Here is a 19,324-nt window from a genome sequence, read left to right on the forward strand (position 1 = left end):
TTTACGTTTATAAAAAACTAGTAATTAAGCCTTTATGTTTTCATTATTTAACAACTCAAAACGCTTAAAAATAACGTTATGATTTTTTTATTTTGTTCTATAATTACATTAAAAAGTTATATTATAACAACTTTTTAATTTCATCTACAATTACTTTTGTAGCATTGGGTCTGGCGAGTTTTTTAATATTATCGCTTAATTGATTTTGTTTTCCCTCATCCTTTAAAAGTGCTTCAAAAACAATACTAAACTGACTATCTAATTCTGATTCCCTTAATAAGATTGCGCCTTTTGCATCTACTATTGCCTGAGCATTTTTGGTCTGATGATCTTCTGCTACATTTGGCGACGGTATAAAAATTACCGGTTTTCCAACAATACATAATTCTGAAACTGATGATGCCCCTGCCCGGGAAATAATCAGATCTGCAGCAGCGTAAACAAAATCCATTCTTTCAATGAAATCAACTACTTTTACATCCTGCTGATTGTATTTTTTATAATCCTCAAAATATAATTTTCCGCATTGCCAAATTACCTGTACATTTTGCAAAAGAAAATTATTCAGTTCTTTTTCGATTAGATGATTAACTCTCCTGGCACCTAAACTTCCACCTAAAACTAACAGTGTTTTTTTATTCGGATCTAAACCATAAAAAGCAATAGCCTCATTACGTTTTGTATCAATATCAATCAAATCCTGACGAACCGGATTTCCTGTTAAAACAATTTTTTCTTTTGGAAAAAAGCGTTCTAAATTCTCATAAGCCACACAAATTGCGTTTGCTTTTTTGCTGAGCAGCTTATTTGTTATCCCCGGAAATGAATTTTGTTCCTGAATTACAGTAGGTATTCCGGCCGAGCCTGCTGCCTGCAATAAAGGTCCGCTTGCAAAACCACCTGTACCAATAACTACATTGGGTTTAAATTGCCTGATAATTCTTTTTGACTCTAACAAACTTGATGCTAACTTTAATGGAAACATCAGGTTTTGCACAGTCAGTTTTCGCTGTAAACCAGCAATCCAAAGCCCTTTTATCTCGTAGCCTGCCTGAGGTACTTTTTGCATCTCCATTTTATCTTTGGCACCTACAAAAAGAAATTCAGCATCAGGAAATTGTAATTTTAATTCGTTTGCAATCGCAATTGCAGGATAAATATGTCCTCCTGTTCCACCACCACTTAGTATGAATTTATACTTTGTCATATTTTTAAAAGTTATAGTTTTTAAACTATTCTTTTCTAATTTTATTTGTTCAATACTGCATTCATCGGATTTTTAGAATTATCCAGAATTGAATACATTTCTTCTTCTTCATATATTTCATTAGCAGCCAAATCTTCTTCTGCCAATTCTTTATCAATTAACCTTTGAAGCGCTTCTTTTCTTCTTTCTTTCTCTTCTTTCTCTTCAGCGATTTCTTCTTCTTTCTTAGTTACACTAATAATGATTCCCAAAGAAAAACAAGTCATCCAGATTGAACTACCTCCGCTACTTATAAGTGGAAGGGTCTGTCCTGTTACCGGCAATAATTCAACTGCAACAGCCATATTAATCATTGCCTGAAATATCATTGGAAAACCGAGTCCAACTACAACCAATTTCCCAAAAAGTGTATTTGCTTTATGTGATGCAATTACAAATCTAAACAGCAATAATAAATATAAAAGCAGGATAGAAACTCCTCCTACCAATCCATATTCTTCTACTACAATTGCATAAATAAAATCAGAAGATGATTGTGGCAAAAAGTTTTTCTGCACACTTTTACCTGGACCCAAACCACCCAATCTTCCTGATGCAATAGCTATTTTTGCCTTTTCAATCTGATAATCATCTTCGTCAGGTTTGTCTGTGGTGAAGTTTTCAATACGGCTTCCCCAAGTTCCAACTCTGCTAAAAAATCTTGAATCCGGAAATGCTTTTGCTACCAATAAAAAAAACATCAGCATTGCAATACCAGAACCAATAATAAAACCAATATATTTTAATGGATATTTCCCAATAAAAGTTAGCATTATTACCATACAAAAAATCAATGCTGTTGTAGAGAAGTTTGCTGGTAAAATAAGTGCCAGGGTAATAAACACCGGAATCCAAAGCTGTACTAATGAAACCTGAAAAGGTTCATTTTCTTCTTTAGTTTTAGATAAATAACGTGCTACAAAAATAAAAAGAACGATAGATGCCAAAGTTGATGTTTGAAATGTGATTCCAATAAAAGGAACCTGAATCCAACGACTTGCATTAGCTCCCGCAATTACAGTTCCCTTTAACAATGTATAAACGAGTAAAAACCAAACAACAGGTAGCGCTATTTTTGATATAGCCCTGAAATAATGATATGGCACTTTATGCACCCAGTAAATAATTAAAAATCCAATGCAAATATGAGCCAAATGTTTAATCAAATAACCCAGTGTATTTCCTGTACCGTGCCCGATATAAGCCAGATTACTACTTGCACTAAAAACAGGCATAAACGAAAACAGTGCTAATAAAGCCACGAATGACCATATTACCCTGTCTCCTTTTAATTTGTTAACTAACTCCTTCATTATTTTTAGTTTCAAGTTTTTTTGTTTCAAGTTTCAGGTTTCACACAACGTTAAACCTGAAACTTGAAACTTTTTTCTACAAGTTATGTACCGCTTGCTTAAATTGTTTTCCTCTGTCTTCGTAGTTTTCGAATAAATCGAAACTTGCGCAGGCTGGAGACAATAAAACTGCATCCCCTTTTTCTGTTAATCTTTGCGCTGTTTTTACAGCATCATTCATATTATTCACTTCCACCATTATGTCCACAACATTTCCAAAAGATTCTATAATTTTACGATTATCGATTCCCAGGCAGATAATTGCTTTTACTTTTTCGCGTACCAATGACATTAATTCGTTGTAATCATTCCCTTTATCAACTCCTCCTACAATCCAAACAGTTGGAACATTCATACTATCTAAAGCAAAAAAAGTGGCGTTTACATTTGTTGCTTTAGAATCATTGATATACTGTACATTCTGGATTTTTAATACTTTTTCTAAACGATGTTCAACACCTTGAAAATTTGATAAACTTTCGCGAATTGTTGCATTTCTAATTTGCATCAATTTTGCTACAGAGCTTGCTGCCATTGCATTTTTCATATTATGTTTTCCTTCTAACGCAATGTATTCTGTTTCCATTGTAAACTCTTCCTGGTTGATCTTTATTTCCATTTTGTTGTTATTTATAGAAGCCCCTTCATCGAATGATTTGGTCAATGAAAAAGGAATTAATTTTGCTTTTGTTTTATTATTCTTTAACCATTCTGTACTTGCTTCATCATCTGCATCGTAAATCAGATAATCAGTTTCGGTCTGGTTCATTGTTATCCGGAACTTTGAATTGATATAATTCTCATATTTATATTCGTACCTGTCTAAATGATCCGGACTAATATTGGTTATGATGGCGATATCAGGTCTGTAATCTATTATTCCGTCTAACTGAAAACTGCTTAATTCAAGAACGTACGCATCAAATTTATTTTCGGCTACCTGCCAGGCGAAACTCTTCCCGATGTTGCCTCCTAAACCTACATTCAAACCTGCTGATTTTAATAAATGATAGGTCAGCATTGTTGTTGTTGTTTTACCATTGCTACCGGTAATTCCAATAGTGAGAGCTTCAGTAAAAGGTTTCGCAAACTCAATTTCAGAAATCACCTTAACCCCTGCAGCAATAAGCTTTTTTACTATCGGGGATTTGTCCGGAATTCCGGGGCTTTTCATCACCACATCTGCATTCAGAATTAAATCTTCAGTATGCTGTTCTTCTTCCCAGGCAATTTTATTAATGATAAGAACTTCTTTATAACTCTCTTTAATCTTTCCAAAATCAGATACAAAAACCTCGTATCCTTTTTTCTTACCGAGGATAGCAGTTCCAACGCCGCTTTCTCCTCCTCCTAAAACAACCAATCTCATCTATCTTAGTTTTAAAGTAACGATTGATAATATGGCTAACATTACAGCAACAATCCAGAAACGGGTTACGATTTTACTTTCATGGTATCCCTTTTTCTGATAATGATGATGCAGCGGTGACATCAGGAATATTCTGCGGCCTTCTCCGAAACGCTTTTTGGTGTATTTAAAATAAGTTACCTGTATAATTACTGAAGCACTTTCGGCAAGGAAAATTCCGCAGAATAAAACAATTAATATTTCTTTACGGACTGCAATGGCTAAAACTGCAATGATCCCTCCAATTGTTAAACTTCCTGTATCTCCCATAAATACTGATGCAGGAAATGAATTATACCAGAGAAAACCAATTAAAGCCCCGACAAACGCAGATATAAAAACGGTCATTTCTCCTGAATTGGGTATGTACATTATATTCAGATAATTGGAAAAAATGATGTTTCCTGAAACGAATGTAAATATTCCGAGGGCGAGTACAGAAATTGCAGAGGTTCCGGCAGCGAGACCATCAATTCCATCCGTTAAATTGGCTCCGTTTGAAACTGCTGTAATAATGAAAATCACAACCGGAATAAACACTAACCAAGCCCATTTTTCGTATCCGTCTCCCATAAACGATAAAACTTCAGCATAATCAAATTCGTTGTTTTTTACGAAAGGGATTGTTGTTGCTGTAGATTTTTCTTCAACAGGCGCAGGAAGTACAACGGTTGTATTTGCTGCTGTTCTAAAAACATCTGTTTTTCCTGTATCTGTTCTTACTGTAACAGCAGGATTAAAATATAAAACCGCTCCTACAATAATACCAAGACCAACCTGACCAATAACTTTAAAAATTCCTTTTAGCCCTTGCTTATCTTTTTTGAATATTTTGATATAATCGTCAACAAAACCAATAGTTCCCATCCATAAGGTAGTTACAATAAGCAATACAATATAAATGTTATGCAGACGAGCAAACAGCAAAACCGGAATCAAGGTTGCAAAAATAATAATCAAACCTCCCATTGTAGGTGTACCTGCTTTTTCGTTTTGACCTGCAAGACCCAATTCACGCACTGTTTCCCCAACCTGCTGGCGGCGTAAAAAATTGATCACTCTTTTACCATAAATAGTTGACAAAAGCAGTGATAGCATAAATGCCAAAGCCGATCTGAAAGTAATGTACTGAAAAACCCCTGTTCCAGGCACATCAAGTGTTTTGTCAAAATATTCAAATAAATAGTATAGCATATTTTCTATTTTTTAAATTCCAATTCGAATTAAATTTCATTTTAAAATCCCAAATTCAAAAGTTACATTGGGCTTTGCCTCAAGGTTACGGGATTTGAATTTTAATTTTGTTATTTATTTAGCTGTTCTAAAATTTCTTTTACTGTTTCCATATCATCAAAATGATGACGTACACCATTTATTTCCTGATAGGTTTCATGTCCTTTCCCTGCAATTAGGATAATATCATTAGGCTGAGCCAATTGACAAGCTGTTTTTATGGCTTGTTTTCTATCCGTAATTCTCAATATCTTTTTGTAATTATGAGCCGCTACACCTTGTTCCATTTCATCTAAAATCATTTCAGGATCTTCGTTTCTTGGATTATCTGATGTTAAAATTGCTTTATCACTTAAATCTGAAGCAATTTTTGCCATAATAGGTCTTTTTGCCTTATCTCTGTTTCCGCCACAGCCCACAACTGTAATCAGTTGTTCATTTTTAGTCCTGATATCATCAATTGTTTTTAAAACATTTTCCAAAGCATCAGGTGTGTGGGCATAATCAACAATTGTCGTCACATTACCTTGTGAAACGACATATTGAAAACGACCTGAAACACTCTCTAAATCAGACAATAAACGTAACGCCTCGAGGCTATCCAGCCCCAACTCAATCGCAGTTCCATAAATAGCCAATATATTATAGGCATTAAAAGTACCTATCAACTTTACCCAAACTTCATTATCATTTATTTTCAACAATAATCCGGACAACTGGCTTTCTAAAATCTGTGCTTTAAAATCTGCATAGGTTTTTAAAGCATATGTAAGTTTTCTTGCCCCGGTATTCTGGAGCATCACAGTTCCGTTTTTATCATCAATATTTGATAAAGCGAAAGCTGTTTTAGGCAATGAATCAAAAAACGACTTTTTTACGTCTCTGTATTCAGCAAATGTTGGATGATAATCTAAATGATCGTGTGAAAGATTTGTAAAAATTCCACCAACAAAATGCAATGCCTCTGTTCTTTTTTGATGAATTCCATGCGAACTCACTTCCATAAAACAGTGTGTTACACCAGCTTCAATCATTTCATTTAAATAATAATTAATTGTAATTGAATCCGGAGTTGTATGCGTTGCCTTATATTCTGTTTCATCAACCATGATTTTAACTGTTGATAACAGACCGACTTTAAAGCCTGCTTTTTGAAACAATTGAAATAACAAAGACGCAATGGTTGTTTTTCCATTTGTACCGGTTACTCCAACCAGTTTTAATTTTCCGGAAGGATTATCAAAATAATTAGCTGCCATAAAAGCAAGAGCCGTATTGGTATCTTTTACCTGTATGTATGTAACTCCTTTTTCAATATTTCCCGGCAATGTATCACAGATAATTGCTGTCGCCCCTAGCTGAATTGCTTTTTCAATATAATCGTGACCATCAGAAAGTGTTCCGCGGATAGCTATAAAAACGTCATTTTCTTCAATTTTTCTTGAATCAAAATCTATTTTATGAATAGCTATGTCTGTTGAACCTGTTACAGATTCAATAGCTACTTTATATAATATGTCTTTTAGTATTTTCACGATAATTCTAATACTATAATTGTGTTTTTATTAATATTCTGACCAGCCTGGATCGATTGATTCTTTACTTTTCCTACTCCGTTTACTCTTACTTTTAAACCTAAGTTTTCAAGCAGAGCAACCGCATCCATACCCGGCATACCTTTTAAATTCGGAATCCGTTTTGATTTTTTATTAGATTCGACATTAAACTTGTCATAACTGTATTCCTGTTTTGCAATTTTAGAGTCTAAATACTTAATTTTATTTGTTGAGGGCGCATCAGTAAATATTTTTTGGGCAATTCGTTTAAAAACCGGCCCTGCAACATCTGCTCCGTAATAATTATTTTTAGATGTATTAGGCTTATGAACCACTACAATACAAGAATACTTGGGATGATCTGCCGGAAAATATCCAACAAAAGAAGACGCATAATACAATGCTGACTTGCCTTCTTTTCCTCCATAATTCATCTGTGCCGTTCCAGTTTTTCCAGCCATCGAAAAATCTTTTGAATACAACTTAGAACCTGTTCCTTTTTTAACCACATTAAGTAAAACTGCTTTTAGTTTTTTAATGGTCTCTGGCGAACACACTCTTGGATTTATTACTTCTACATCAAACTTTTTAATCGTTTTATTCCATTCTTTAATTTCTGATACAAATTGTGGCCTTACCATAATACCATTATTAGCAACAGAATTATAAAAAGCTAATGTCTGCATTGGTGTAACCGAAACTTCATATCCAAAAGCCATCCACGGAAGCGAAATTCCTGACCAGCTTTTATCTCCCGGATGTGGAATAATAGGTCTTCCTTCTCCTTTAAAATGCAGGCCTAAAGTTTTATCCAAACCAAAATTTTTAATATGATTTACAAACTTTGACGGATTGCTTTTGTAATTATCATAAACTGCCTGAACCATCACTGTATTTGAAGAAAGTTCAAATCCGCGTGCTAATGAAATTTTCCCGTATCCGCCTGTGTGCGAATCACGAACGCTACGTCCGTAATATTTCACCACTCCCCCATGACTATCATAAACTGTACTTGTATCTGCCACTTTATCTTCTAAAATAGCCATTAAATCAACCAATTTAAAAGTCGATCCCGGCTCGTGAGATTCTGCTACCGCATAATTAGTAGTTTCATAATAAGTTCCATCTTCCGATCTTCCTAAATTAGAAATAGCTTTTACATGTCCGGTTTGGGTTTCCATAACTACTACACAACCGTGATCAGCCTCGTAATCTTCTAATTGCTTCAAAAGTGCATGATGTGCAATATCCTGAATGAAAACATCAATTGTCGAAATCACATCATAACCATCAATTGGATCAACCTCGTTCACATCCCGAATTGGTTTCCACTGCCCTTTAGCAATTTTCTGCTTCAAAATCTTACCATCTTTGCCGTTCAGATAACTTTTGAATGCCCATTCAATTCCTTTTCCTACTTCAACACCAGTAGCCGGATCAATTCTGTCATAACCTATTGTTCTTTCTGCAATTTTACCAATCGGGTGCTTTCTGACAGTTTCCTGTTCAACGATTATACCTCCTTTAAAAGCCCCCAAATTAAACAATGGAAAACCTTTAATCCTAACATATTCAGTATAACTAAGGTTTCTGGCAATTAAATAATAACGATTTTTATTTGCCCTTGCTTTTCTTAATTCATTCTGATAATAACCGCTTGGTCTTCCAAGAATTGAAGACAAAGAATCTGAAAGAGGTTTAATATATTTCTCGAAATTTTCTTCTTTAGGTGCTCTTGAATCAAACCGTATTTCGTAATTAGGTATTGATGTAGCCAGTAAACTTCCATCTGCTGAATAAATATTTCCTTTATTCGCCGGAATTACGAAATTCCTAACTGTACGCTGTTTTGCCAATTTTCTGTAATAATCCCCCTCAACCCACTGAATATTAGTTAATTTAACAACAATAGCAATTGCCATCAAAAAGATGAAAACTGCTACAAGGTAAATTCTGTAGGATATATGTCTATCTTCTACTGCCATATTCTTTGAAAGAAACTTTTTTCTTCTTCTTTTTTAACTTCTATTTTTACAGGAGGAACAGTAGATGGATAAATTTGCTTTTCAAGCATTTTATTCGATATTGTTGACTCCATTTTTAGCTTCATCAATTCTGAACGCCGATCTACAAATTCAGATCTTAATTCTTTAACTTCATTACTTAGTTTTGCAATTTCAAATACTTTTTGCTCATATCGTTGTGTATTTGCTATCATTATTATAGCAAGCAGAATGATAAAAACAATGAATCGCCAGTTTTTTACAGCATCATCATGTATCAGAAACCTTGCTTTTAATAAATTAAACACACCACTTTTCATTCTACCTATATATTATATCTTTTCTGCTATTCTTAATTTTGCACTTCTTGCCCTGTTGTTCTGTTTAATTTCGGCCTCATCAGGAACAATTAATTTTCCAATGGTTTTAAATGGAACTGAAAAATTACCGTAAAAATCGCGTTCTGGCTCTCCTTCAAACATTCCGTTTTTAATAAATCTTTTTACAAGCCTGTCTTCTAATGAATGATACGAGATTACAGAAAACCTTCCTCCTGGTTTCAGGATTTCAAGCGACTGTTCAATAAATTCTTTCAAGACGTCCATTTCCTGATTTACTTCAATACGTATAGCCTGATAAATCTGAGCTAATATTTTATTCCGAAGTCTTTCAGGTAAATATTTCGCCAGAACATCTTTTAATTCGTCAGTCGTTCTAATTGGACTATCCTCTCTCGCCTCAATAATAGTTCTTGACAAGGCAGGAGCATTTTTCAACTCTCCATAATCAAGAAATACTCTTCTCAAATTTGCATCATCATATTCATTTACAACCCTGTAAGCATTTAAATCATTTTTCTGACTCATTCGCATATCGAGTCCGGCATCAAAACGTGTCGAAAAACCTCTTTCAGGAACATCAAACTGATGAGACGAAACGCCTAAATCTGCCAGAATTCCATCTACGCTTCTTACTCCGTGAAAACGTAAAAACCTTTTTATAAACCTGAAATTCTCATTAATCAAAGTAAATCTTTCGTCTGGCAAGGCATTAGCAAGAGCATCTTCATCCTGATCAAAAGCAAACAATTTTCCGTTCGGGCCTAATCTTCTTAAAATTTCTTTTGAATGACCGCCACCGCCAAACGTAACATCTACATATATTCCGTCAGGCTTAATATTTAAACCATCAACCGTAGGATGAAGCAAAACCGGATTATGATATTCCATTGTCGTCGTCATTAATATTTCCCATTACTTCTTCGGCTAAATCTGCAAAATCCATATCTTCGCCACTTATTGATTTTTCATATAAATCCTTATCCCAAATCTCTACAATATTAACTGCTGATGAAAAAACCACATCTTTTGAAATATTTGAAAAAGAAACCAAATCTTTTGGAACCAACAATCTGCCTAATGCATCAATCTCTACTATTTTAACTCCGGCAGTAAATCTTCGGATAAAATCATTGTTTTTTTTTACAAAACGATTCAGCTTATTAATTTTTTGCATCATCAAGTTCCACTCATCCATTGGATACAATTCTAAACACGGCTGAAAAACGGAGCGCTTCAGGACAAAACCATCCTGAAGGGAGGAAGCCAATTGCTTTTTTAAAGGTGAAGGTATCATTAACCTCCCTTTAGCATCGACTTTACACTCATATGTCCCTACAATTGTGTTCAAAAAAACTCCTTAACATGTTATACAGCAAAAATATAAAAAATTTTACCACATTTTACCACAATATCCCACTTTGTTAATAAGTTTACCCACTTCTTTCCTGATTACCTTAATCAATAGATTATCAATACTTTAATCAATTATTACTGAATTAATAATATCTCTAATTAATTCAAAAAAATAAGAGGCATTTTTCTTAAAAAAATGTTTTTTATCCCAATTCCTTAACATTCTACAATCTTCTTAAAAATCATTAAAAAAACTGACATTTAAGCACTTTATAAATTCGACAAAAATTATGTAGTTAAAAAACAGCAGCAAAAATTCATTTTAATTTATTAAACCCTATATTTGTCGAAATTGAAATTGGCATTAAATTAAATGGATAAACACTACAAAAAAGAAGGCAAATACAGCTATTTTGAAGCTGGAGAAGGAACCCCTATCGTAATTTTACACGGATTAATGGGAGGACTTAGTAACTTTGATGGTGTAGCACAATATTTCCCATCGAAAGGATACAAAGTTGTAATTCCTGATTTGCCAATATATACCCAAAGCATTTTAAAAACCAATGTAAAAAGCTTTGCTAAATACGTTAAAGATTTCATCACTTTTAAGGGTTTTGAGAAGGTCATTTTGCTAGGAAATTCATTAGGAGGACACATAGCCCTTTATCACACAAAATTATATCCTGAAAAAGTAGCAGGACTCGTAATAACAGGAAGTTCAGGACTTTATGAAAGCGCCATGGGAGACAGTTACCCAAGAAGAGGCGACTATGAATACATTAAAAAGAAAGCAGAAGATGTATTTTACGATCCAAAAATTGCAACTCCTGAACTTATTGATGAAGTATATGCAACCGCAAATGACCGCATTAAATTAATAAAGACGTTAACAATTGCAAAGAGTGCGATTCGTCATAATATGGCAAAAGATTTACCAAAAATGACAGTTGAAACCTGTATCATCTGGGGTAAAAACGATACTGTTACACCTCCAAATGTTGCTGAAGAATTTGATAAATTATTACCAAATTCATCCTTATACTGGATAGACAAATGCGGACATGCAGCAATGATGGAGCATCCTCAGGAGTTCAATGAAATTCTGGAAGAATGGCTCACTAAAAAGAATTTATAGCATCTAATAACTTTTTATTCATAAAAGGCTAAAATAAAAATCATGAAAATCAATAGTGCCGAATTCATTGTCAGCAATTCCGAAGTTGGAAAATGTCCTCAGGAATTTTTACCTGAATATGCATTTATAGGGAGATCGAACGTAGGCAAGTCATCTTTGATTAACATGCTTACCAATCATAAAAATCTGGCAAAGACTTCTGGACGACCGGGAAAAACGCAGCTAATAAATCATTTTAAAATTAACAATAATTGGTTTTTGGTCGATTTGCCAGGGTACGGATACGCTAAAGTTTCAAAAAAAACAAAATCTGTTTTTCAACAATTCATAACCGATTATTTTGAAACCAGAGAACAATTAGTTTGTGCTTTTGTATTAATCGACATACGTCACGAGGCTCAGAATATTGACATTGAATTTATGTCTTACATGGGTGAAAGCGAGATCCCATTTTGTATTATTTTTACAAAAGCCGATAAAATCAGTAAAGTAAAAATTGACTCTCATATTGCTGCATACAAAAAACAAATGTTCGCAAACAACTGGGCGGAAATGCCACAGTATTTTGTAACATCCTCTACAGAATCAATTGGAAAAGAGGAACTGCTTTCTTATATTGACGAAGTAAATCAGGAAGTTTTTAAAAACAAATCCGGGTTCTAAATCTCAAAAAAGAAGATGGCTAAATATAAAATCTCAAATTCCGTTTAAATTATAGGGTTTGAGATTTTTTATTTATTGCAATTATTTGAATCTGATTTTTTTATTTTAGACTCAACCGTAAAGCATTATCTTTTTTAAATTATATTTGATCCAAATTAACTCGATTCTTTTATGAAGAAAACCCTTTATTATTTACTTCTATTATTTTTATCTTCTTGCAATGTCACTCACTACTTTTTACACAGTACAGACAAGGTCAATACACTGGATTTTTCTAAAGGCACCTGGCTTATCGGCGATATAGAAGTCGATCAAAATACTAAAACAAAACTAACACGCGCTGTAATGGCCGATTTTTCTAAATATTTAGGAAGAAGAGTAAAATATTCAATGGACGAACGCAAGTACTTCGCTACAAAACAAGTACCATTGAAATTAGATAAAGCAGCAATTTTGGATCTCAAAAAAGCAGCTGATACCGATTATTATGTTAATATTAAATGTAAAAATGCGAAAAACGACTTTAGTAATTTTGAATTTCAAAATCATTTTTACTATAAAAAACAAATGACTTACGCAGAAGTTATTGTAGAAGTATACGATCTTAACCGAGGCGAAATAATTTATTCACGAGCTTCGGGAGGATGTTTAGAAGAAGAACTTAGTATTACAAACTATCCGACATCAGTAGTAATAATGGGATGTTACAGGAAAATCATAAATGACATTAAAAAGATTTCTATCAAACCTGTAAATCGTCTACCAACCTACCAGGAGAAAAAAAATCTCAAATCATGACTTATAATATGATTTGAGATTTTTTTTATTTCCTGAAATTTGACTGCCTATCTGGTTAGCTCTAATTTTTCTGCAAAATAATCACAGAAATCTTTCATTGTGTCTGCCATTTTTTCGTCGTTTGTAGCTCGCTTAAAAGTATCTGACATAGCAACTAATGTCTGATGAAAGAAAATTTTCATTTCATCTACCGGCATATCTTTCGTCCATAAGTCAATTCGCATGCTTTCTTTGGCTTTGCTGTCCCAGATAGAAAGCATAATTGCTTTTGCTTCTTCATCCTCTACACCTCCATCGTTAGCGGTCCAAGATAATTTTTCCGGCACACGGTTTTCATCTAATTCTATATTGAATTTAATTTCTGATTTTATTGTATCTGACATTATTTCTTAGGTTTGTATTTTGAGTTCTCGAAAATTTCTTTTGCATTTATTTTTAATAATTCAGGCAAAGTTACAGTATTATTTTTCATATACGAACGAACTATTTGCCAGCCAATCCAGGCACCCACTCTTCCTGGGGAATCGTTATCAATTTCGAGATAAAATTTAGAAAAAGGAGCCGGAGCAATAAAGCGTGTTGTAAGCTTAGGATCTACACTGTACAACATTTCTTTTTCTATAAAGTAGCGCCACATGTAGGCCTGGTTTTCTTCGCACCATTTTATCTGTTCGGGGGTATAACCTATTTTTTCAGCATCAGTATAATCAGGCAAAAGCAAATCCTTCGCATACAACTGCTTGCCTTCAAAAATCATTTGGGAAACCAGATTTTTATCTTCATATGGCGGAATATTCCTGTAAGTAAAACTTGAAACTACATCCGGCATAATTTGCTTTTCTTCAAAGTTTTGCTTCAGATAGTTTGGAAACTGATAAAATTTATGATTCTTACCCAAATACAATTCTAAAGCAACAATAACCAGACTATCTGCATAAATAGCTTTAGCATTATAATCCATCTCGCCTATTACTGTAATAACTTTAGGTGTTTTAGTTTTTGGGAAATAATACTTCAAATGTTGAAAAAGCGCATTAAACTCCTGACGGACAGGTTCAAAATTTGAGTATTTTTTTTGAACTTCTGTATAAACCTCCCTCCAGATTGGTTCCTGCATTTTACTCAACCAAACATTATCATCGTTACCCGGAGGAAAAAAGAAAGGAAACTGCTTTTTTACTTTTGGTAAATCTTCAGGTTTACTTTCAAAAAAAATTTTATCAAAACGTTCTACCTTAATATCAACCGGAATTTCTTCAACAGCTTTTTCTACTTTATTTTTTTGATCGCACGACAAAAAAAACAATGACAGAACCACTACAAAGTGATATATTTTCATTTTATTTTAATTAGATTTGTGTTACTTATCTTAAGTAAAAATATACTTAAAAATATTTGTGCAAATATACATCCCTACATTTTAAAACCTGAATTATTATGGCTAAAAAAAGCACTATTCAAACAGAAAAAGTAAATACCCACATTGTAGAGTGGCTGAAAAATTATGCTAATAACGCAAAAGTTAATGGTTTTGTAATTGGAATTTCCGGCGGAGTTGACTCTGCTGTTACCTCTACTTTATGTGCTCAGACCGGCTTAAAGGTTTTATGTGTTGAAATGCCTATTCATCAGGCAGAAAGTCAGGTTTCAAGAGGAAGAGAACATATTGAACAATTAAAGAAGCGTTTTCCAAATGTCTCCAGTACCACTACTGATTTAACAGCTACATTTGAAGCATTTAAAACAGCCGTTCCAAAATCTGACGATGAAGCAAAACTAAATCTCTCTCTTGCGAATACCCGCGCCCGTTTGCGTATGACTTCTTTATATTACCTGGCAGGGATTCACGGACTCTTAGTTGCCGGAACAGGGAACAAAGTAGAAGATTTTGGTGTTGGTTTTTATACAAAATACGGAGATGGAGGAGTCGATTTGAGTCCGATTGCAGATTTAATGAAATCAGATGTATATGCTTTAGGGGAATTTTTAAGAATTCCAAGTTCAATTTTAACAGCTGCACCTACAGATGGGTTGTTTGGTGACAACAGAACTGATGAAGATCAGTTAGGCGCCAGTTATGATGAACTCGAATGGGCCATGCTTGCCGAAGAAGCAGGAAATACAGGAGCTGAGTTTAGTGGACGTGAAAAAATTGTATTTGAAATTTATAAACGTTTAAACACCAGCAACAAACATAAAACGGAAGCAATACCAGTTTGTGAGATACCAAAAACGTTAAAATAATATTTTTAACATTTGCCTGTTATAAACTACAGAATTTATTTATTAATTTTACAGCTCCAAAAACAATGAACAATTCTAAAAAGGTAAAATTATGATTAAAGTATGTCTAGCAGACAACCACCCTGTGACTCACTTTGGCGTTAAGTCGTATTTTAAAGACCATGACCAAATTTCAATTGTCGCCAACGTAGGTAATTTTTCAATGGTAAGAGACATTCTTCAAACGAAGGAGATTGACATCCTAATTCTCGATCTGGAATTAGAAGGTCTTTCAAGCATCTTTGAAGTAAAGTCAATTCTGAAAAATTTCCCAAAAACGAAAATTGTTATTTTCAGTGATCTGGCTGAGCAAATGTATGCTCCTAATGCAATTAAAGCAGGTGTTTCCGGGTACGTGCACAAAACAGAAAAACTTGAAACATTAGGTGTTTCAATTATTAAGGTACACGAAGGAAAAGTTATTATTAATGAGACTGTACGTAAAAACATGGCGCTTATTGCTAAACAAAGCAAAAGTGAACGTTTGTACAGAAAACTTTCTAACCGTGAAATCGAAGTTTTACGTTACTTAAGTGACGGTAAGAAAAACAATGAAATTTCTAAAATTTTAAACCTGAACGAAAAAACAATTAGTACTTATAAACTAAGACTATTGACTAAATTGAATGTAACTAATTTAGTTGACTTAGTTAATAAAGCTAAAACTTTAGAAATTATTTAATGATATCTGGACATTACCCTTCCTAGTTTTTTTGAAAACGAATTAACTAAACCGGAGTAATCCATTACCATTGACAAAAGCTCTGTATTATCTGAATTATCAGGTTTTATAGAGCTTTTTAATTCTTCAATAATTTTTCCAACTAAAAACCAGCGCATAGACATCACTGTTTCTGTAACGTATTGCGCTATCGTTTCGTGTTTCGCTTTGGTGAAAATATTCTGTCCTTCCCAATTGTGCAGCGTTAACCTTTCATCTTCCATTAAAATATCTGTAACTTCCTGAGCGAATTCTGGCTGCAAACGCATTAAATATTGTTCCAGGCTAAATTTCTCATTTTGAAGATAAAAATCAATTAAATCTTTAAAAATATCACGGAATAAAGTATTAGAAAGCTCAACTTCATCTTCCTGCAGACTCAAATAAATCCGTTGAAAAACTTTGTATTCCTTCTTTTCTGTAACCATTACAACCTCTCCCTCTTCATTATTTTTCAGAAGAACATCTTCAAATTCTTCTGTTTTATCGCCATAAAGCAATAGAATTTCAATTACCTTTCGTTCTAAACGGTATAAAATATCAACCTTATCAGCTTGTTGCTGGGCAGGATATCCTGACTCTCCTGGATAATAATCCTCGGGTGGACCATTTCTTGGATCTTCCGGATCTCCGCCGGAGTATCCCGTATTTGGATTTTGATTTTTATAAACCTGAAAAGGTTTTTGTTCCTGTTTTTGTTTTTTATTAGCCTCTGTAATATCTTTTTGAATCAGCTGCGCCAATGTACTTACCAAAACCTGCTCAGAAATATCCATTATTCGGGCACATTCCTGAATATATACCTCACGCTGAATACGGTCTGGTATTTTAGAAATACTTGTTACCATGTCCCGAATCAAATCTGCTTTTTTTATCGGATCATTCTTGGCTTCGTTCATCAAAATTGAAGCTTTGAACTGTATAAAATCTTTGCTATTATTTTCTAAATAAGCAACCAGGTCATCATAAGAATTTTTTCTGGCAAAACTATCTGGATCTTCGCCGTCAGGAAAAGCACAAACCCTTACATTCATACCTTCTTCAAGTATTAAATCGATTCCACGGATCGAAGCGCGAAGGCCTGCAGCGTCGCCATCAAAAAGTACAGTAATGTTTCGTGTCAGACGATTGACCAATCGAATCTGATCCGGAGTTAAGGCCGTTCCTGAAGAAGCAACCACATTCTCTATTCCTGCCTGGTTAAACTGAATCACATCTGTATAACCTTCAACCAGATAACAATTATTTTGTTTGGCAATTGACTGTTTGGCCTGAAAAATTCCGTAAAGTACTTTACTCTTATGGTAAATATCGCTTTCCGGCGAGTTTAAATACTTTGCCGCTTTTTTATCATTCGTTAAAATACGCCCTCCAAAACCTAAAACACGCCCCGACATGCTTTGAATGGGAAACATTACACGACCTTTAAAACGGTCAAACGGCCGATCTTCTCTTGCAATTGTTAAACCGGTACTTTCCAAAAATTCTAATTTGTAACCTTTTCCCAATGCTTCTTTGGTTAAAGCATCCCAGGTTTCAGGCGAATATCCTAAATTAAACTTTTTGATGGTTTCATTGGTAAACCCCCTTTCTTTAAAGTAAGACAAACCAATTGCTTTTCCTTCTTCAGAATTTAAAAGCGTATCATGAAAATATTTTGCTGCGAATTCAGAAACCAGATACATACTTTCGCGAACGTCCGTTATGGCTTTTTCTGCTTCAGATTGTTCTGTTTCCTCAATTTCAATATTGTATTTCCTGGCTAAATAGCGAATGGCTTCGGGATACGTAAAATGAGAGTGCTCCATTAAAAAAGCAACAGAATTACCGCCTTTGCCTGAACTAAAATCCTTCCAGATTCCTTTTGCAGGCGAAACCATGAATGAAGGAGAGCGTTCATCTGAGAAAGGGCTCAATCCTTTGAAATTACTTCCTGCACGCTTTAAATTGACAAAATCGCCAATAACCTCCTCTACGCGAGCAGTTTCGAAAACAGCATCAATTGTACTTTGTGATATCAAAACGTGAACTATTTTTTAAATTTTTAAAGCCTGTAAAAATACACAAATCAATCTTGAAATTTGATGGTTTAAAATAAAAAAAGTACCTCATTCGAAGTACTTTCAATTAACTAAATTTAAAACTTATTCTTAATTCAAATCAAATCTAATTCCTAAAGAAATATTGTTTTCTTTTATTAGATTATCCTGAAAAAGAGGATTCAGATCATATTTTAAATACAAACTTGTTTCTTTATAACCTATGTAAGTACTCAGTCCGTAAATGAAATTATTGACATTAAAATCGCCTTTTGTTTTTTGTGTTGTTTTATAGTCATTATCTTCAAACTTTAAAATCTGTTTCGATTTTACATTTATCCCTGCATAACCTCCAAATCCCATTCTGAATCCTTTGTGTGTTCTAAAATACTTTTTGTCACCATTCTGCCCTTCTTTCGAAAAGTCAAATTCTAAATGAACTGGTGCTACTAAATACACATTTCTAAAACGAGATTCTTTTAAGTGTATTGGATTTGTCACTAAATCTGTCTGGTCACCATTTACAACAAAACTGCGATTATCTGCTGGCCTAATATTATTATACATTACAGAAAATCCGTATTTCGCATGCAATAAGTTGTTATTTTTAAGTAATCTGCTGTTGTAAGTCAAACCCCACTCATAAAAATGAGAGCCTGTAAATTTATATTCTGAATCCTGAAGATCTCCATCTATCATTGTATTATTTAATCCTAAAGCAAATATGAATTGTGAAGTGGTTCTTTTTTCACCACGAATAGAATCTTTATCCGCCTTATGCTTCTGACTCCAGTCTTTATCATTCCAATGAATAACTAATTTATGTTTTTTGATCGAATCCCCTTCTTTGATTTTTCCGTCTACTTTCTGCTGAACCAAATCATTCAGTTCATTTTGAGCAAGACTTACTTTTTCTTCAATAATTACGGCTCTGGCTTCTGCAAGTTCTTTTTTGCGCTTATCGGCTTGCTCTCTTGTAATTTTTCCCTCTGACAACTGTACATTTACAGCTTCAACTTCTACTTTTAAAGTCTCTTTTTCTTCTTTAGTTATTTTTTCAATTTTATTGGCAATTTTTTTCGCTCTGGATTCAAAAGTTTCTTGTCCCAGCACTTTACTGACAAATAAAAAAACTAAAATAACGAGATAAATGGTAAAATTTTTCATGATTGATTTTTTTTAAAATTTGA

At 33.8% G+C, this 19,324-nt stretch carries 18 protein-coding genes; 5 read left to right on the forward strand and 13 right to left on the reverse strand.

The window, feature by feature from the left end; all coding sequences use genetic code 11:
• Positions 1-121: 121 nt before the first annotated feature.
• The 9 genes from murG to mraZ form a co-directional block, all read right to left on the reverse strand.
• On the reverse strand, positions 122-1,207 hold the full coding sequence (gene murG, locus K8B81_RS03620; RefSeq protein ID WP_223678905.1) for an undecaprenyldiphospho-muramoylpentapeptide beta-N-acetylglucosaminyltransferase: 1,086 nt from the start codon (positions 1,205-1,207) through the stop codon (positions 122-124).
• Positions 1,208-1,248: 41 nt separating this feature from the next.
• Positions 1,249-2,559 (reverse strand): FtsW/RodA/SpoVE family cell cycle protein, encoded by a 1,311-nt coding sequence (locus K8B81_RS03625; protein WP_223678907.1) that lies wholly within the window; start codon positions 2,557-2,559, stop codon positions 1,249-1,251.
• A gap of 76 nt (positions 2,560-2,635) precedes the next feature.
• Positions 2,636-3,967, reverse strand: a complete 1,332-nt coding sequence (gene murD, locus K8B81_RS03630; RefSeq protein ID WP_223678909.1) for a UDP-N-acetylmuramoyl-L-alanine--D-glutamate ligase — start codon at positions 3,965-3,967, stop codon at positions 2,636-2,638.
• The gene (gene mraY, locus K8B81_RS03635) at positions 3,968-5,200 is read right to left on the reverse strand and encodes a phospho-N-acetylmuramoyl-pentapeptide-transferase (protein ID WP_223678911.1); all 1,233 of its coding nucleotides are present in this window, start codon (positions 5,198-5,200) and stop codon (positions 3,968-3,970) included.
• Between the two features lie 110 nt (positions 5,201-5,310).
• On the reverse strand, positions 5,311-6,774 hold the full coding sequence (locus K8B81_RS03640; protein ID WP_223678913.1) for a UDP-N-acetylmuramoyl-L-alanyl-D-glutamate--2,6-diaminopimelate ligase: 1,464 nt from the start codon (positions 6,772-6,774) through the stop codon (positions 5,311-5,313).
• Complete coding sequence (locus tag K8B81_RS03645; RefSeq protein ID WP_223678915.1) at positions 6,771-8,780, reverse strand: penicillin-binding protein; 2,010 nt, start codon at positions 8,778-8,780, stop codon at positions 6,771-6,773. The genes K8B81_RS03640 and K8B81_RS03645 overlap by 4 nt, the downstream gene beginning before the upstream one ends.
• Positions 8,771-9,118, reverse strand: a complete 348-nt coding sequence (locus tag K8B81_RS03650) for an FtsL-like putative cell division protein (protein ID WP_223678917.1) — start codon at positions 9,116-9,118, stop codon at positions 8,771-8,773. Before K8B81_RS03650 ends, K8B81_RS03645 begins: the two co-directional genes overlap by 10 nt.
• Before the next feature lie 12 nt (positions 9,119-9,130).
• Positions 9,131-10,039 (reverse strand): 16S rRNA (cytosine(1402)-N(4))-methyltransferase RsmH, encoded by a 909-nt coding sequence (gene rsmH, locus K8B81_RS03655; RefSeq protein ID WP_223678925.1) that lies wholly within the window; start codon positions 10,037-10,039, stop codon positions 9,131-9,133.
• Positions 10,014-10,487: a division/cell wall cluster transcriptional repressor MraZ gene (gene mraZ, locus K8B81_RS03660; RefSeq protein ID WP_223678928.1), complete on the reverse strand. Its 474-nt coding sequence runs from the start codon at positions 10,485-10,487 to the stop codon at positions 10,014-10,016. Before mraZ ends, rsmH begins: the two co-directional genes overlap by 26 nt.
• 378 nt (positions 10,488-10,865) lie before the next feature.
• On the opposite strand from mraZ, the gene K8B81_RS03665 reads away from it, so the two are divergent.
• The 3 genes from K8B81_RS03665 (at position 10,866) to K8B81_RS03675 (ending at position 13,091) form a co-directional block, all read left to right on the forward strand.
• Positions 10,866-11,630 (forward strand): alpha/beta fold hydrolase, encoded by a 765-nt coding sequence (locus K8B81_RS03665; protein WP_223678930.1) that lies wholly within the window; start codon positions 10,866-10,868, stop codon positions 11,628-11,630.
• A 42-nt stretch (positions 11,631-11,672) separates the two neighbouring features.
• Positions 11,673-12,293, forward strand: coding sequence for a ribosome biogenesis GTP-binding protein YihA/YsxC (gene yihA, locus K8B81_RS03670; protein WP_223678939.1), 621 nt, complete (start codon positions 11,673-11,675; stop codon positions 12,291-12,293).
• Positions 12,294-12,464: 171 nt separating this feature from the next.
• Positions 12,465-13,091 (forward strand): hypothetical protein, encoded by a 627-nt coding sequence (locus K8B81_RS03675; RefSeq protein WP_025572558.1) that lies wholly within the window; start codon positions 12,465-12,467, stop codon positions 13,089-13,091.
• A 47-nt stretch (positions 13,092-13,138) separates the two neighbouring features.
• Here K8B81_RS03675 and gldC read toward each other — a convergent pair whose 3' ends face one another.
• Positions 13,139-13,474: a gliding motility protein GldC gene (gene gldC / locus K8B81_RS03680; protein WP_025572557.1), complete on the reverse strand. Its 336-nt coding sequence runs from the start codon at positions 13,472-13,474 to the stop codon at positions 13,139-13,141.
• Positions 13,474-14,430 (reverse strand): gliding motility lipoprotein GldB, encoded by a 957-nt coding sequence (gene gldB / locus K8B81_RS03685; RefSeq protein ID WP_223678941.1) that lies wholly within the window; start codon positions 14,428-14,430, stop codon positions 13,474-13,476. Before gldB ends, gldC begins: the two co-directional genes overlap by 1 nt.
• A 98-nt stretch (positions 14,431-14,528) precedes the next feature.
• On the opposite strand from gldB, the gene nadE reads away from it, so the two are divergent.
• Both nadE and K8B81_RS03695 read left to right on the forward strand, forming a co-directional pair.
• Positions 14,529-15,335, forward strand: a complete 807-nt coding sequence (gene nadE / locus K8B81_RS03690) for an NAD(+) synthase (protein ID WP_223678943.1) — start codon at positions 14,529-14,531, stop codon at positions 15,333-15,335.
• A gap of 91 nt (positions 15,336-15,426) precedes the next feature.
• On the forward strand, positions 15,427-16,056 hold the full coding sequence (locus K8B81_RS03695) for a response regulator transcription factor (protein WP_007810686.1): 630 nt from the start codon (positions 15,427-15,429) through the stop codon (positions 16,054-16,056).
• On the opposite strand, the gene dnaG is transcribed toward K8B81_RS03695, so the two are convergent.
• The gene (gene dnaG / locus K8B81_RS03700) at positions 16,053-18,116 is read right to left on the reverse strand and encodes a DNA primase (protein ID WP_223678946.1); all 2,064 of its coding nucleotides are present in this window, start codon (positions 18,114-18,116) and stop codon (positions 16,053-16,055) included. The genes K8B81_RS03695 and dnaG overlap by 4 nt on opposite strands.
• 129 nt (positions 18,117-18,245) lie before the next feature.
• Positions 18,246-19,301 (reverse strand): hypothetical protein, encoded by a 1,056-nt coding sequence (locus K8B81_RS03705; RefSeq protein ID WP_223678948.1) that lies wholly within the window; start codon positions 19,299-19,301, stop codon positions 18,246-18,248.
• Positions 19,302-19,324: the final 23 nt, after the last annotated feature.

It is taken from the genome of Flavobacterium hibisci, assembly GCF_020026925.1.
GTDB classification, from domain to species: Bacteria; Bacteroidota; Bacteroidia; order Flavobacteriales; family Flavobacteriaceae; genus Flavobacterium; species Flavobacterium hibisci.

Coding starts and splice junctions, on each gene's coding strand:
- murG (WP_223678905.1), bottom strand. CDS start 1,207: ATGACAAAGTATAAATTCATACTAAGTGGTGGTGGAACAGGAGGACAT.
- K8B81_RS03625 (WP_223678907.1), bottom strand. CDS start 2,559: ATGAAGGAGTTAGTTAACAAATTAAAAGGAGACAGGGTAATATGGTCA.
- murD (WP_223678909.1), bottom strand. CDS start 3,967: ATGAGATTGGTTGTTTTAGGAGGAGGAGAAAGCGGCGTTGGAACTGCT.
- mraY (WP_223678911.1), bottom strand. CDS start 5,200: ATGCTATACTATTTATTTGAATATTTTGACAAAACACTTGATGTGCCT.
- K8B81_RS03645 (WP_223678915.1), bottom strand. CDS start 8,780: ATGGCAGTAGAAGATAGACATATATCCTACAGAATTTACCTTGTAGCA.
- K8B81_RS03650 (WP_223678917.1), bottom strand. CDS start 9,118: ATGAAAAGTGGTGTGTTTAATTTATTAAAAGCAAGGTTTCTGATACAT.
- rsmH (WP_223678925.1), bottom strand. CDS start 10,039: ATGACGACGACAATGGAATATCATAATCCGGTTTTGCTTCATCCTACG.
- K8B81_RS03665 (WP_223678930.1), top strand. CDS start 10,866: ATGGATAAACACTACAAAAAAGAAGGCAAATACAGCTATTTTGAAGCT.
- yihA (WP_223678939.1), top strand. CDS start 11,673: ATGAAAATCAATAGTGCCGAATTCATTGTCAGCAATTCCGAAGTTGGA.
- K8B81_RS03675 (WP_025572558.1), top strand. CDS start 12,465: ATGAAGAAAACCCTTTATTATTTACTTCTATTATTTTTATCTTCTTGC.
- gldC (WP_025572557.1), bottom strand. CDS start 13,474: ATGTCAGATACAATAAAATCAGAAATTAAATTCAATATAGAATTAGAT.
- gldB (WP_223678941.1), bottom strand. CDS start 14,430: ATGAAAATATATCACTTTGTAGTGGTTCTGTCATTGTTTTTTTTGTCG.
- nadE (WP_223678943.1), top strand. CDS start 14,529: ATGGCTAAAAAAAGCACTATTCAAACAGAAAAAGTAAATACCCACATT.
- K8B81_RS03695 (WP_007810686.1), top strand. CDS start 15,427: ATGATTAAAGTATGTCTAGCAGACAACCACCCTGTGACTCACTTTGGC.
- K8B81_RS03705 (WP_223678948.1), bottom strand. CDS start 19,301: ATGAAAAATTTTACCATTTATCTCGTTATTTTAGTTTTTTTATTTGTC.